The organism is Aestuariimicrobium sp. Y1814 (assembly GCF_050113895.1).
Classification (GTDB): domain Bacteria; phylum Actinomycetota; class Actinomycetes; order Propionibacteriales; family Propionibacteriaceae; genus Aestuariimicrobium.
Genome location: NZ_JBNJRW010000004.1, coordinates 144424 through 157689, shown reverse-complemented (window position 1 = coordinate 157689; position 13266 = coordinate 144424). Strand labels below are relative to the sequence as shown.

16 protein-coding genes and 1 riboswitch are annotated in these 13266 nt (G+C 70.0%); of the genes, 10 read left to right on the top strand and 6 right to left on the bottom strand.

Going from position 1 to position 13266, the window contains the following annotated elements; translation table 11 throughout:
* Positions 1–27 precede the first annotated feature (27 nt).
* Positions 28–135: riboswitch (TPP riboswitch) on the bottom strand.
* A 43-nt stretch (positions 136–178) separates the two neighbouring features.
* A complete protein-coding gene (locus tag ACQE3C_RS06575) occupies positions 179–1126 on the bottom strand; it encodes an A/G-specific adenine glycosylase (RefSeq protein WP_434538379.1) in 948 nt (315 codons plus the stop codon).
* Between the two features lie 120 nt (positions 1127–1246).
* On the opposite strand from ACQE3C_RS06575, the gene ACQE3C_RS06570 reads away from it, so the two are divergent.
* Positions 1247–2062, top strand: a complete 816-nt coding sequence (locus ACQE3C_RS06570) for a hypothetical protein (RefSeq protein WP_434538378.1) — start codon at positions 1247–1249, stop codon at positions 2060–2062.
* A gap of 14 nt (positions 2063–2076) precedes the next feature.
* The gene (gene disA, locus ACQE3C_RS06565; protein ID WP_434538377.1) at positions 2077–3120 is read left to right on the top strand and encodes a DNA integrity scanning diadenylate cyclase DisA; all 1044 of its coding nucleotides are present in this window, start codon (positions 2077–2079) and stop codon (positions 3118–3120) included.
* 37 nt (positions 3121–3157) lie between these two features.
* On the opposite strand, the gene ACQE3C_RS06560 is transcribed toward disA, so the two are convergent.
* The 5 genes from ACQE3C_RS06560 to ACQE3C_RS06540 all read right to left on the bottom strand — a co-directional run bounded on the left by ACQE3C_RS06560 (position 3158) and on the right by ACQE3C_RS06540 (position 7170).
* Positions 3158–3547 carry a phage holin family protein gene (locus ACQE3C_RS06560; protein WP_434538376.1) on the bottom strand — a complete coding sequence of 130 codons (390 nt, stop codon included), beginning with the start codon at positions 3545–3547 and terminating at the stop codon, positions 3158–3160.
* A 69-nt stretch (positions 3548–3616) separates the two neighbouring features.
* Entirely contained in the window at positions 3617–5056 is a 1440-nt protein-coding gene (gene radA / locus ACQE3C_RS06555; protein ID WP_434538375.1) for a DNA repair protein RadA, read from the bottom strand.
* Between the two features lie 109 nt (positions 5057–5165).
* The gene (locus ACQE3C_RS06550; RefSeq protein ID WP_434538374.1) at positions 5166–5804 is read right to left on the bottom strand and encodes a VOC family protein; all 639 of its coding nucleotides are present in this window, start codon (positions 5802–5804) and stop codon (positions 5166–5168) included.
* A gap of 69 nt (positions 5805–5873) precedes the next feature.
* The gene (locus tag ACQE3C_RS06545; protein WP_434538373.1) at positions 5874–6254 is read right to left on the bottom strand and encodes a YchJ family protein; all 381 of its coding nucleotides are present in this window, start codon (positions 6252–6254) and stop codon (positions 5874–5876) included.
* Positions 6255–6312: 58 nt separating this feature from the next.
* The gene (locus ACQE3C_RS06540) at positions 6313–7170 is read right to left on the bottom strand and encodes a hypothetical protein (protein WP_434538372.1); all 858 of its coding nucleotides are present in this window, start codon (positions 7168–7170) and stop codon (positions 6313–6315) included.
* A 124-nt stretch (positions 7171–7294) separates the two neighbouring features.
* On the opposite strand from ACQE3C_RS06540, the gene ACQE3C_RS06535 reads away from it, so the two are divergent.
* From ACQE3C_RS06535 to ACQE3C_RS06500, 8 genes are all read left to right on the top strand, one after another.
* The gene (locus ACQE3C_RS06535) at positions 7295–8203 is read left to right on the top strand and encodes a sugar phosphate isomerase/epimerase family protein (protein WP_434538371.1); all 909 of its coding nucleotides are present in this window, start codon (positions 7295–7297) and stop codon (positions 8201–8203) included.
* Entirely contained in the window at positions 8203–9129 is a 927-nt protein-coding gene (locus tag ACQE3C_RS06530) for a proline dehydrogenase family protein (RefSeq protein ID WP_434538370.1), read from the top strand. Before ACQE3C_RS06535 ends, ACQE3C_RS06530 begins: the two co-directional genes overlap by 1 nt.
* Entirely contained in the window at positions 9126–9923 is a 798-nt protein-coding gene (locus ACQE3C_RS06525) for a CPBP family intramembrane glutamic endopeptidase (protein ID WP_434538369.1), read from the top strand. The genes ACQE3C_RS06530 and ACQE3C_RS06525 overlap by 4 nt, the downstream gene beginning before the upstream one ends.
* 90 nt (positions 9924–10013) lie before the next feature.
* Positions 10014–11066: an aspartate-semialdehyde dehydrogenase gene (locus ACQE3C_RS06520; protein ID WP_434538482.1), complete on the top strand. Its 1053-nt coding sequence runs from the start codon at positions 10014–10016 to the stop codon at positions 11064–11066.
* Positions 11063–11857, top strand: coding sequence for a pyrroline-5-carboxylate reductase (gene proC, locus ACQE3C_RS06515; RefSeq protein ID WP_434538368.1), 795 nt, complete (start codon positions 11063–11065; stop codon positions 11855–11857). Before ACQE3C_RS06520 ends, proC begins: the two co-directional genes overlap by 4 nt.
* Positions 11858–11953: 96 nt before the next feature.
* The gene (locus ACQE3C_RS06510; RefSeq protein ID WP_002550589.1) at positions 11954–12055 is read left to right on the top strand and encodes a 30S ribosomal protein bS22; all 102 of its coding nucleotides are present in this window, start codon (positions 11954–11956) and stop codon (positions 12053–12055) included.
* A gap of 206 nt (positions 12056–12261) precedes the next feature.
* Complete coding sequence (locus tag ACQE3C_RS06505) at positions 12262–12504, top strand: glutaredoxin family protein (protein WP_434538367.1); 243 nt, start codon at positions 12262–12264, stop codon at positions 12502–12504.
* Positions 12505–12571: 67 nt separating this feature from the next.
* Positions 12572–13234, top strand: a complete 663-nt coding sequence (locus ACQE3C_RS06500) for a redox-sensing transcriptional repressor Rex (protein WP_434538366.1) — start codon at positions 12572–12574, stop codon at positions 13232–13234.
* The last annotated feature ends 32 nt before the right edge of the window (positions 13235–13266 follow it).

The window sequence follows — 13266 nt, the reverse complement described above, 5'->3', positions numbered from 1 at the left end:
AGAAGTGGCACGGGTAAATGTCGGCTTTCGACATGAAGAGCATCTCCCTGCGCTGGCATGACCCAGATCAGGTTCGACGGTCGGGGCGAACTAGCCCCCTCTCAGCCCGGTTCCCGGACTCCCGTGGGTTGTGGCACCACTATAGGACGCCCCGACCAGGGCTGCCACCCGGGTTCGCTCACAGGGTGATGCGGTGGTGCTCGCCGGCCCCCGCGGCGCCCACTTCGTCGCGGGACCTGGCCAGGCCGTCGTCCAGCAGGGAGTCGAGGCAGCGTTCGGCCTGGGCGGCGTCTTCCCACAGCGCCACCAACTGCTCGCGGGTCAGCCCGTCGCGGTGTGCACGCAGGGCGGCCAGCAGCACCCCGCGGCACTGCCGGTCGGTGCCCTCCCACGTCTGGGTGCGGCGTGGGGCGCTCGATTCGGGACGACCGGCTGCCAGCCAGGCGCAGTCATCCCGCACCGGGCAACTGCCACAGTCGGGGGAGCGGGCGGTGCAAACCAGCGCCCCGAGTTCCATGGACGCCGCGGCCCAGCGGGCGGCGGTCGCCGCGTCCTCGGGCAGCCAGTCCAGCGCCCGCTGCCGGTCGGCCACCCCGGGGGACTGTTCACCCTCGGGCAACTCCAGCCGGGCCAGTACGCGGCGCACATTGGTGTCCACGACCGGGGTGCGTCGTCCGAATCCGAAGCTGGCGATCGCGGCCGCGGTGTACTCGCCGACCCCCGGCAACGCCCGCAGTGACTCGAGGTCATCGGGCACCCGGCCGGCGTGCTGGTCGCGGATCACGCGGGCGGCGGCGTGCAGGCGCAACGCCCGACGCGGGTAGCCCAGTCGTCCCCAGGCTGCCACTGCCTCGGCGGAGTCCTCGGCGGCCAGGTCGGACGGCGTAGGCCAGCGCTGCAGCCAGGTGTGCCACGGCCCCAGCACCCGGTTCACCGGGGTCTGCTGCAGCATGAACTCGCTGACCATCACTCCCCAGGGGGTGCACTCCTCGCGTCGCCAGGGCAGGTCGCGGGCGGCCCGGTCGTACCACTCGAGCACGTCGGCGATGACCCCAGAGCGCGGACGACCAGTACGCGGACGAGCAGTCGTGCGCGGACGATCAGTCGTGCGTGGGCCGGCGTTCATGCGCCCATGATGTCAGCGACCGCCCGACGCCAGCGACTGCCCGCTGCCAGCATCCGCCGAAGTCAGCGCCTGGCGGCCTGCCTGCGCCAGGTTCGCGCGTCGGGTTTGTAGCCTCAGCACATGAGTGCGCTGCTGCATCCAGTTGGGCCGGAGCCCGAGGAGACCTATTGGAAGCGGCGTGCTGCGGTGCTCGCCATCCTGGTCGTGGTCCTGATCCTGCTCGCCTGGGGCATCAGCAGCCTGTTCAACCGCAGTGACGACACCAGCGGCACCCCCGTGCAGGTCTCCACCAGCCCGGAATCGACACTGAGCGACCCGCCGACCACCCCGGGAACCACCCCCGAGTCCACCGACCCGGAGTCCACCGGCACCGAGTCCACGGAAACCGAATCAACCCCGACCGGCACCGAGTCCGGGTCGCCGGGCGCGACCCCGGAGGCAACGCCCTCGTCCACTGCCTCGACGAGCGCGACCGAGTCCACCGCGCCCGCCTCCAGCCCGGCGACGACCAGTGCGTCCCCCTCACCGAGCAGCAGCCCGTCACCGACCGGACCGGTGCTCTGCACGGCCAGCGACGTGGTGGTCGAGGTGAGCGGCGCCCAGCGCGTCAATACCGGCCGCACGATCAACCTCAACATCGCCCTGACCAGCAAGAGCCCCTGCGTGCTCGACTTCACCGAGACCCCGTTCGAACTGCGGATCTACTCCGGGTCGGACCGGATCTGGTCGACCAACGACTGCTCCAGCTACCGCTTCGGCGGCCAGGCCAGCCTGACCCCGGGCGGCACCTGGACCCACACCATCCCCTGGAACACCCGCCGCTCACTGGGTGACTGCCAGCTCGACTCCCGCTTCCTGCTGCCGGGCACCTACGTCGCCACCGCCCTGGTGTCGGGCGGCGAACCGTCGCAGCACGTGATGACTGTGCTCGCCTGAATACACTTCGGGTCATGGCGACCCCCGAGAACCTGCAGCACTACCAGGCCCTGATCGCTCCCGGCACCCCGTTGCGCGACGGGCTGGAGCGCATCGTCCACGGGCGCACCGGTGCCCTGATCGTGCTGGGCAATGACGACGAGGTCCGCCAGGTCAGCTCGGGGGGTTTCCACATCGATGTCGAGTACTCCGCGAGCGCCCTGCGGGAACTGTCCAAGCTCGACGGAGGCATCATCCTGAGCGAGGGCCTCGACCGGATCGTGCGGGCCGGGGTCCACTTCGTGCCCCGCGGTGACCTGCCCACCCCCGAGACCGGCACCCGGCACCGGTCGGCTGACCGGGTCTCACGGCAGACTGGGGTGCCGGTGGTGACCGTCAGTGCCTCGATGTCGACCATCACCTTGTTCCTCGACGGTGTCCGGTACCCGGTTGAGCCGGCCCAGCTGGTGCTGGCCCGCACCAACCAGGCGTTGACGGCGATGTTCAGCCACCGGGTGCAGATCGCGGCCCTGGCCCGCACCTTGAACGTGCTCGAAATCCAGGACCAGGCCAGCGTCGTCGACGTCGTCCGGTTGGCACAGCAGGTGGAGTACAGCCGCCGACTCGAGATCGAGGTGCTCGACGCCCTGGTCGTGCTCGGGGTCGAGGGACGACTGCTGGGCACCCAGCTCGCGGAGGTCAGCCAGGGCCGCGACGAGATGGCCGAACTGCTGCGCCGCGACTACCTCGACAAGCGCCCCACCCAGGGGCTCGAGGCGCTGAGCGACCAAGAACTGCTCGACCTCGTGCGCGCCGCCGAAGCATTCGGGTTCGGCTCACAGCACCTCGACACGAAGGTCCAGGCCCATGGGTACCGGCAGTTGCAGGGGGTGCCGCGGGTCACCGAGGCCCAGGCCGAGGCACTGCTCGGCCACTTCGGCCACCTGCAGGAAGTGCTGGCCGCGACCTCGGCCCAGTTGGCGGAGGTCGAGGGCATCAGCGTGCAGCAGGCCCGCAGCATCCGCGACGGGCTGATGCGGATGACCGAGTCGGCGCTGCTCGAGCCCGGCTTCTCCTGACTGATTCCAGGGCTGATCGGTTCCGGGGGACGACGACTCAGGCGGACGAACGGTCGGTGCCGAGCACGCCGTTGATGAACCCGCTGACCACGCTGATCACCACGGACCCCGCCAACGCCCACCAGAACCCGTCGACGTTGAAGCCGAGGTTGAACTGACCGGCCAGCCACGAGGTCAGCATCAGCATCAACGCGTTCACCACGAACAGGAACAGCCCGAAGGTCACCAGGATCAGGCAGCCGGTCAACACCGAGAACAGCGGCTTGACCACGGCATTGACCACGCCGAAGATCAGCGAGACGAGGATCAGCAGCCACACGGTGTCGGCGAGCCGGTCCGACCCGGCATCAACCGTGACGCCGGGCAGCAGCCACGCGGCGAACCAGACGGCGGCGGCGGTGGCCAGGACGCGCAATGCAAGCTTCATGCAGCGAGCCTTCCACCTGGTGCACCCGGAAACCACCCGGGAGCACCCCCGTTTCCCCCTGAATGCGAACTACTCCGCCGTGCGGCGCAGGTCGAGGACCCCCAGTGCCTCGGCGAGGCTGGAGACCTCCACCACCCGCAGCCCGTGCATCCGGGGCAGCTTCTGGGACTTGTCGCGCGAGTTCGCCGGGACGATCGCCAACTCGAAGCCCAACCGGGCCGCCTCGGCGACCCGACGCTCCAACCCGGGCACCCGGCGCAGGTCCCCGGCCAGGCCGACCTCACCCATGGCCACCACCCGCTGCGGGAAGTTCCGGTCCACCGCCGCCGAGGCCACCGCGATCGCCACCGCCAGGTCGATGCTCGGATCACTCACCCGCGCCCCACCCACCGTCGAGACGTAGACGTCCTTCTGCGACAGCGGAATCCGTGCCTTGCGTTCCAGCACGGCCAGCGCCAGTGCGACCCGGGCACTCTCCAGCCCGTGGGTGGTGCGTCGCGGTGAGGTCTGGTACGGCGAGGGCGCGACCAGCGCCTGCACCTCGGCCAGCAGCGGGCGGCGCCCCTCCATGGTGACCGTCACGCAGGTGCCCGGCACCGGTTCATTGTGCTCGGTGGTGAAGATGTGCGTCGGGTCGGGCACCTCGACGATGCCGGAGTCGTTCATCTCGAAGCAGCCCACCTCATCGGCCGGGCCGAACCGGTTCTTGGTGGCGCGCACCATCCGGAAACCGGAGTGCCGGTCACCCTCGAAGGCCAGCACCACGTCGACCAGGTGCTCCAGCATCCGCGGGCCGGCGATCGCACCGTCCTTGGTGACGTGACCGACGATCACTACCGCCATCCCTCGTCGCTTCGCGACCCGCACCAGCGCACCGGTCACCTCACGCACCTGGGTCACCCCACCGGGGGAGCCGTCGGCCTCGGCGGTGCCGATGGTCTGCACCGAGTCGACCACCAGCAGGCTGGGGTCGACCTGTTCGATGTGCCCCAGCACGGTGCCGAGGTCGTTCTCGGCGGCCAGGTAGAGGTTGTCGGCCAGGGCGTGGGTGCGTTCGGCGCGCAGCCGCACCTGGGCTGCGGACTCCTCCCCGGTCACGTACAGCGTCCGGCCACCCGAAGCGGCCGCGCCCTGGTTGGCTGGCGCGTCACCCGCTCGTCCGGGCGGTGCCCCGCGGGCCCACTTGGCGGCGACCTCGAGCAGCAGGGTCGACTTGCCCACCCCCGGTTCACCGGCCAGCAGCACCACGACGCCGGGCACCAGGCCACCGCCGAGGACCCGGTCGAGTTCACCGATGCCGGTCAGGCGACGGTCGGCCTGGCCGGGGGGCACCTCGGAGATCGGGACGGCGCGGGTGGTCGGCACCGAGGACGCCACCGACGCAAGTTTCGGGGCCCCGGCTTCGACGACGCTTCCCCAGGTCTGGCACTCGCCGCAGCGGCCGACCCACTTCATGCTGGTCCAACCGCACTCGGTGCAGTGGAATGCGTCCGTCTTTGCCTTGGCCATGGTGTTCACCCTAGGGGCAGGCACCGACACAACTTGTCGGGCTCACCCACGGACAAGGGGCGTGGGCGCGTCCCGAGGGCAGCCTGACGGCGCCCGGCCAGCGGGTGGCTCAGATGCGCACTTCGCCGCGGCCGGGAACCTCGAAGATGGCCGCGTCCAGGCCGGGCTGGCCGTTCTCGGAGCGGAACCGCATCTCGACACCGTCGAGTTCGTTGCCGATCTCGACACCGATCCAGTCCTCCACCCGCTGGGGGCTGCCGGAGATCTGCATCGTCTTCAGCTTGATCTCACCCTTCAGGGCGCTCGGCTGCACCTCGGGGTCCGACTTCCACTTCAGGAAGTAGGGCAGCTGCGGGTCGGCCATCAGGCCGCGGATGCCGATCTGCTCCCATTCGAGCAGGCGACCGTCGGGGAAGTGGCGCGAGCCGGGCACCGCCTGGCGTTCCAGGCGCGCTTCGTAGGGGCTGAGGTCATCGACCGAGACGGCCCAGCCCAGCCAGCCGCCGCCCATCTCGGAGCGGGCGCGCACGGCCTGGCCGAAGACTGCCTTGTCAGCGGCGGGGTGGTCGAGCACCTCGACTGCCTCGATGTAGCGGCCATCGGCCAGCGGCAGCAGGTTGTTGCGGGTGCCGAAGCGAGGATGGAATCCGCCGTTGATGAACGACGCCCCAAGGGCATCGCCCAGACGCTCGACGGTGGACGCCAGACCCTCGGGCCCCGCAGCGAAGATCAGATGGTCCACATGCATGTCTTCATCATGGCCGACGGTCGATGGTTCCGCGAAATCGGCCCCCGCAATGCCTGTTGGCAACCGGTGTTACTGAATGCGGGGGCTGTCTGCCGCCTCGTCGAGGTAGAACCAGCGCCCACCCTCGCGGACGAACCGCGACACCTCGTGCTGAATCCCCAGCTCGCCGCCGGCCAGCAGGTACGTCGCCCGGAACTCGACGACGCCGGTGTCGTCGCCGACGCCTCCCGCCTCGGTGCGGACGACCTGCAGCCCCCGCCAGCGGGGGTTGTCGCCCAGGTCCAACTCATGCGGGCGGGTCGAGGAATGCCACGACGCGAGCAGCCAGTCGGAGTCACCCTCCTTGAATGCCTGGAACCGTGACCTCATCAGGGCTTCCGCGGTGGCGGGCCACTCGCGTGCACCGTCGTCGCCGTCGGGGCCGGGGGGAGGAGCATCAGCAGCGGGCATGATCCCAGTCTCGCTCACATCGCCCTCGGCCGCCCATGCCTGCCCAACCGCCTGCCGGTCAGCGGGTACGGGCCGCCACGGTGGCCGGGTGCAGGGGCATCCGGCGGGCCAGGAAGCGTTCACACTCAACCGCCAGCGCGGCGTAGGCGGGCTCACCCAGCAGTTCCACCAGCTCGGCGCGCCCCGACCGGAACAGCGGCTCGGCGCCGACATGGGCGGTGGGGGAACCGGTGCAGTACCAGTCCAGGTCGGCCCCACCCGGCCCCCAGGCATCGCGGACGAACTCACCGATGCTGACCTCCAGGACCGGTGACCCGTCGACCCGCTCCCCATGGCGGTAGGTGCGCCGGAACGGGAGTTGCCAGCACACCTCGGGCTTGGTCGTCCACGGCTCACGGCCGGTCTGCAGTGCCAGCAGGTGCAACGCGCAGCCACCGCCGGCCGGGAACCCGGGATCGTTCAGGAAGATGCAGGCACCGTCGAGCCGGCGGGTCTGGCGGGCCGGGCCGGGGGAGTCCTGCTCGTCAGCCGGGTCGTCGCCAGCCGGGTCCTTGTCAGCCGGGTCCTTGTCAGCCGGGTCGTCGGCGTGAGGGTCGTCCATCGCCCACCCGTTGGCCAGGCCCTCGGCGCGGTGCTGCCAGGTCTGCTCGTCCAACTGGGCCACGAACCGGGCCACGCGCTGCTCGTCGGCCGGTTCGGTGAAGTGGGCCCCGAAGGCGCAGCAGCCGGCATCGGGCCGAGACGCATCAATGCCGCGGCAGCCGGAGCCGAACACGCAGGTCCACGAACTGGTCAGCCAGGTCAGGTCGGCGCGGATGACCTGGTCGGCATCGCCCGGGTCGGCGAACTCGACCCAGTAGCGGGTGACATCGCCGAGCACTTCGTCCGAGCGGCCGGCCGGGGTGGGCGGGGTCATCGGGTGAGTGTATCGCCGCTGCCACCACGCCCCGGCGAGCGGCTGCACGATTTTGCCGTGGGCGGGGAAGGGTTTGCTTGGTCCGGCCGGGCCACGTGCTGGGGTTGGGGGATAGTTTGGAGGGGTGAGCGCTGAGAACCGGATCGTCCTGTCGACGTCGTCGGTCTACCCCGAGGCGACTGCCAGCGGCTTCGAACTCGCGGCCCGGTTGGGCTACGACGGTGTCGAAGTGATGATCGGCATTGACCCGGTCGCCTCCGACATCGACCGCGTCGAGGCCCTGCGTGACTTCCACGAGGTGCCGGTGACCTCCATCCACGCCCCGACGCTGCTGGTCACCCAGTCGACCTGGGGCACTGACCCGTGGGACAAGCTGCGCCGCTCCGGTGAGGCCGCCAAACGGCTGGGTGCCGACGTGGTGGTGGTCCACCCGCCGTTCAGGTGGCAGCTGGGTTACGGACGAGGGTTCATCGCCGGCATCGACAAGTTGAACCAGCAGTTCGCGCCGATCAAGTTCTGCGTGGAGAACATGTACCCGTGGCGTACCAAACTGGGCAAGTTCATGGCCTACCTGCCCCACTGGGACCCGACCGACCTGCCCCACGAGTACCTGACCCTCGACCTGTCCCATGCCTCGACCGCGCACAAGTCGTCGCGTGAGTACGTGCGGGACTGGGGCCGGCGGCTGCAGCACGTGCACTTCACCGACGGTTCGGGCAGCTTCAAGGACGAACACCTGCTGCCGGGGGAGGGCAACCAGGAGGCCTACGCCCTGCTCGACGACCTGGTCGCCACCGGCTACACCGGCCAGGTGGTGCTGGAGGTGAACTCGCGGCGGGCCGGCAACCGCGCCACCCGTGAGGCGCTGCTGGGGCAGGTGCTGATCGACATGCGCCATCGACTCGGCCAGCAGGTCGACGAAACCACCACCCGGCACACCGAGGCGGCACTCGAACTGGTGGCCACCAGCGCCCCCGAGGAGCTCGGGCACGACCCGGCCGGTGCCATCGGCGACGACTGGAGGGACGGCTGATGCGCCGCACTGCCCTGGAGCGACTGGCCGACAGTCGCCACGTCGAGTCATGGCTGCGTCGTCCACCGGCGCTGGACGAAGTACTCGACCGCTTCCTCGCCGGCGAGCACCCCGCCGAAGCGGTGGTGGTCGCCCTGGACCATGCGTCCAAGGGGATGGACGTGAGCTTTGCCCAGTCCGCGACGACCGCCGCCGACGAGGCCGCTGCGGAACGGGTCGCCGAACGCCACCTGGAGGTCGTCCGGCTGGCGGCGGCCTCGGGCCTGACCGGTTTCGACGTCTCGGTCGGCCTCGGACCGCTCGGGTTGGCGCTCGGCGAGCAGGGCCCAGCCCTGGCCATGGCCCACACCCGCCGGATCGTCGAACGGGCGGCCGCCGCCGGGGCCACGGTCACCATCGACGCGGGGCCGCTGCAGCAGACCGATGCGGTGCTGGCGGCGGTGGTCGACCTGCGCCGTGACCACCCCGATGTCGCGGTCACCCTGCAGGCCAAGCTGCGCCGCTCGGCCGCCGACCTGGCCGAGTTCGCCCACGAGGGCAGCCGGGTGCGGCTGTGCAAGGGGGCCTTCCCCGCCGACGAAGCCGACGCCTACCCCTCACGGGTGCAGGTCGACCGCAGCTTCGTCCGGTTGCTGCGCACCCTGATGGAAAGCCCCGCCTACCCCATGACCGCGACCCATGACTCCCGGATCGTGTCGATCAACCACGAACTGGTGCGCCGCAACGGCCGCACCCGCGACGACTACGAGTTCCAGATGCTGCTGGGGGTGCGCTCCTTCGAGCACCGCCGGCTGGTCGACACCGGTCGACGGATGAGGGTCTACCTGCCGTCGGGGCCCGACTGGTTCCCCTATGTCGTCCATCGCCTCAGCGACAGCCCCCGCACCGTGGCGCTGCTCGGCCGCCAGTTCGTGAGCCGTCGGTGAAGCTGCTGGCCACCCCGGTGGTCGAGCCGCTCACCCGCGCCCCGCTGCGGCGTCGGTTGCAGTGGGAGACCTGGCTGCTGCTCGCCCTGACCCTGGGCCAGTCCGGTGTCTATGCCGTGCTGCGGATCATCGAACGGATGACCCGCCCCGAACCCCTCTCGACCCAGACCTCGGTGCTGAACACCTCGGCCACCCCCGACCGGCCCTGGTTGGACCTGCTGTACCAGGTCGCCAACGCGGCCTTCCTGGTGGTGCCGGCGCTGATGGCGGTCTTCCTGCTGGTGACAGTGCTGCCACCGGCCACCGGGCGCCGGTCGATGGGCCTGGACGGGGACCGGCCACCCTTCGACATCGGCTGGGGCTTCGCGATCGCGGCCTGCATCGGGGTGCCCGGGCTGGCGTTCTACCTGTTCGCCAAGGCGATCGGCATCAACACCACCGTGGCAGCCGCGAACCTGGCCGACAACTGGTGGACCATCCCGATGCTGGTGATCGCCGCGTTCGCCAACGCGATCGTCGAGGAGGTCGTGATGGTCGGCTACCTGTTCGTCCGCTGGGCGCAGGCGGGGTGGTCGATGCTGCTGGTGCTGGGCGTCTCGGCGCTGGTGCGCGGCAGCTACCACCTGTACCAGGGCTGGGGCGGGTTCATCGGCAATGTGGTGATGGGCATCGCCTTCGGACTGTTCTTCCTGAAGACGAAACGGGTCTGGCCGCTGGTGATCGCCCACGGCCTGATCGACGTGGTCGCTTTCGTCGGCTACGCGCTGGTGGCGCCGCACGTCTCCTGGCTGTGAGCGGCACTGGTTGTGAGGACCCTGGTTGTGAGTGCCCCGGCTGAGCGCCCGGCGGACGGCCCATGGGGGAGGGGGTGCGGCGGCGGTAGGCTGGGCGCCATGCATATTGGAGTTTTTGGGGCCACTGGCCAGGTCGGTGGCGTGATGCGCACGCTGCTCGTCGAACGCGATTTCCCGATCACCTCGATCCGGTTCTTCGCCTCTGCCCGGTCGGCGGGCACCACCCTGGACTTCAAGGGCAGCCCCGTCGTGGTCGAGGACATCGCCACCGCTGACTTCTCCGGCATCGACATCGCCCTGTTCTCGGCCGGGAAGGGCGCCTCGCAGGAATACGCACCCAAGGTGGCTGCCGCCGGGGCCGTCGTGGTCGACAACTCCTCCTGCTGGCGGATGGACCCCGAGGTGCCGCTGGTGGTCAGCGAGGTGAACCCCGAGGACATCGCCCAGCGACCAAAGGGCATCATCGCCAACCCGAACTGCACCACCATGGCCGCGATGCCGGTGCTGCGTCCCCTCAGCGACGCCGCCGGGCTGCGACGGCTGGTGGTGGCGACCTACCAGGCCGTGTCCGGGTCGGGCGTGGCCGGGGTGGCCACGCTCGCCGGGCAGATCGAGCACACCCCGAACCCCGAACGCCTGGCCCATGACGGCACCGCCTTCGACCAGGACGAGCTCGACAACGGTCCCTATATCGCCCCGATCGCCCACAATGTGGTCGCCCTGGCCGGGGCCATGGTGGACGACGGCTCGGGTGAGACCGACGAGGAACAGAAGCTGCGCAACGAGTCGCGCAAGATCCTGCACCTGCCTTCGCTCCCGGTCGCCGGCACCTGCGTGCGGGTGCCCGTGTTCACCGGCCACTCGCTGGTCGTCCACGCCGAATTCGAGCAGCCCATCAGCCCCGAACAGGCCACCGACATCCTGGCCGGGGCGCCGGGTGTCGAGCTGGTCGACCTGCCCACCCCCCGCGCCGCTGCCGGGGCCGACCCGTCGCTGGTCGGGCGCATCCGCGTCGACCAGTCCGCCCCCGAGGGCCACGGACTGGTGCTGTTCGTCTCCAACGACAACCTCCGCAAGGGCGCAGCCCTCAACACCATCCAGATCGCTGAGCTGGTCGCCCAGGAGCTGCAGGCCGCACGATGAGCAACTTCGGCCGACTGACCATGATCGGCGCCGGCAACATGGGCGGTGCCATCCTCAGCGGACTGGTGTCGGCCGGGGCGGACCCGGCGCTGCTCACCGCCGTTGAGGCCTTCCCCGTGCGCCGTGATCAACTGGCCGCTGACTTGGGCATCAACGTCACCGACAATGCCGCCGAAGCGGTCGCGGACGCTGATGTGATCATGGTCGCCGTCAAGCCGAAGCAGGTCGCCGACGCCCTGGCGGGGCTGCCCGTGCGGGACGGGGTGCTGGTCGTCTCGATCGCCGCCGGCGTGTCCACCGAGGTGCTGGAAGGGCTGCTGCCCACCGCGCGGGTGGTGCGGGTGATGCCCAACACCGCCGCCCTGGTCGGGCAGGGCTTGGCCGGCATTTCGGGTGGCGCCTCGGCCCGCCCCGAGGACGTCGAGGTGGCCGTCGAACTGCTCTCCAGCGTGGGCACCGCGGTGGTCGTCCCCGAATCGCAGCAGGACCTGATCACCGCGACCTCCGGGTCGGGGATCGCCTACCTGTTCATGGTCGCCGAGTCGATGATCGAGGCGGCCGTGACCCTGGGGCTGACCCGCGCGCAGGCCGGCGACATCGTCCGGCAGACCTTCGTCGGTGCCAGCGAGCTGCTGGCCACCGGGGAACACCCGGTGATCCTGCGCGAGCAGGTCACCAGCCCGGGCGGCACCACCGCTGCGGCGCTGGCGACGCTCGAGGCCCACGGGTTGCGCACCGCGATCCTGGACGCCATGACTGCCGTGGTGGACAAGTCGTCCAAACTGACCTGAACCGGCGATTGTGAGCAGCCCGCCCACGCACGGTATGATCAGTCCTTGCCTCCGGCGTGCGCCGGACCATCTTTGACCCTCTCCGAAAGGCACACCGTGGGTTCTGTCATCAAGAAGCGTCGCAAGCGCATGGCCAAGAAGAAGCACCGCAAGCTGCTGAAGAAGACGCGCATCCAGCGCCGCCGCGCTGGCAAGTAGTCGACGCTTCGCCGGAGAACCTGATTCCCGGTCCACTGTCGCGCTGGTTCCACCCACGCGGCACTTGTCGCCAGGCAACCGCACCCGCGGCCACCGACACCGGTGCCGCTCAGGGTGCGGGCTTTGTCGTCCCTGAGCCCGAACTCGTCCCGGTCGTCCCGGAAGCTCTGGTCGTCCCGGACGCTGTCGCCGGCACCAGGGTGGTCGTGCTCAGCAGGGTCGGCTGCCACCTGTGCGAACAGGCCGAACAGGTCGCCGAGCAACTCTGCGGCCCCGACGAATGGGCCCGGGTCGACGTCGACGCCGAGCCCGCCCTGGCCGCCAGGTACACCGACCACGTGCCGGTGGTATGGGTCGACGGACGCCTGCTCACCTACTGGACGTTGTCCGAATCGCAGCTGCGTGATGCCCTCGCCGGGCATGACTGGCCTGCCCCACCCCAATTGTGAGAGCATTCACATACGCGCTGACAAGCGCTGATTCGTGAAGCGTCGGCCTCTGGCAAGGAGTGTTCAAGTGAGCGACTCGTCCACCATTTCGGAAGCGAGCATCGGTCGGCTGCCCCTGTACCTGCGGGCGCTGGCCGAGATGCTCGAGCAGGGCATCACCACTGCCAGCTCCGAGACGCTGGCCGCCGCCACCGGCGTGCAGTCGTCCCTGGTGCGACGAGACCTGGCGCAGTTCGGCAGCTACGGCACCCGGGGGGTGGGCTACAGCGTGACCTCCCTGCAGGACGAACTGGAGCGCATCGTCGGGGCCACCCGCACGTGGCGCGTGGCCATGGTCGGGGCCGGCAACCTGGGCCAGGCGCTGGTGCGCCACTTCGAACTGGCCGCCAAGACCTTCGAGGTGGTGGCCATCGTCGACATCGCCCCCGACATCGTCGGCTCCACCATCAACGGCACCACCGTCACCCACCAGCGCGAACTCGCCGGCACCGTGGCCGAGTCGGGGGTGGAACTGGCAGTCATCGCCACGCCCGCCAGCGCCGCCCAGGACGTGGCCGATGCCCTGATCGACGCCGGCGTGATGAGCCTGTTGAACATGGCCCCCACCACGTTGCGGGTGCCCGAGGGGGTCAATGTGCGCAGTGTCGACTTCACCCAGGAACTGCAGATCCTCTCCTACCATGAGGCCCGGCGCCATGTCGCCGAACGTCCGGAGAGGGACAGAAGCTAGCCCATGACAGTCGAATTGGTCATGATGGGGTC